This is a genomic window from Caldalkalibacillus thermarum, assembly GCF_014644735.1.
Classification (GTDB): domain Bacteria; phylum Bacillota; class Bacilli; order Caldalkalibacillales; family Caldalkalibacillaceae; genus Caldalkalibacillus; species Caldalkalibacillus thermarum.
The window spans coordinates 1-542 of the sequence record NZ_BMKZ01000142.1; the positions used below are offsets into that span (position 1 = coordinate 1).

Genomic DNA, 542 nt, shown 5'->3' on the forward strand with positions numbered 1-542 from the left:
CGTCTTCGTGGAGTGGATTCCATTGAGGAAGCCAATCGTGTCTTACCCGAGTTAATCGAGGAACACAACAAAGCTTTTGCTGTTGAACCGACGGATCCCCATAGCGCTTTTGTTCCGCTGGAACAAACCCAAACGAATTTAGATTTGATTTTATGCTACCGTCATTGGCGCACTTTAGGAACGGGGCAAACACTGTCCTTTGACCACAAAATCTATGTTGTTGCTGAGGACAGCCAGAAAACCGTTATTCCACCCAAAACACGCGTAGAGGTGCGCCAGACAATAGATGGAAGACTCTTTTTGTGGTACAAGGGCAAAGCCTATGCGTTGAAGGAAATACCTAAACCTAAACGCCAGGCTGCCCCGTCAAAACAAAAAGCGGGCTCAGAGCGAAAGCCCCATAAGCCTGACGAACATCATCCTTGGCGGAAACCACTGTTTAACCCAAGAACAGCACCAGAGACTGCGAGGTGTAGTCAGACAGCGCCAAGCTGATACAGGGACCTTCATCCCTTAATGACCATACAGCCTGAGCAGCGAAC

At 48.9% G+C, this 542-nt stretch carries 1 pseudogene; it reads left to right on the forward strand.

Annotated features, from left to right (window positions below):
* A pseudogene (locus tag IEW48_RS16920) lies at window positions 1-495 on the forward strand (ISNCY family transposase); the annotation flags it as partial.
* Between the last annotated feature and the right edge of the window lie 47 nt (window positions 496-542).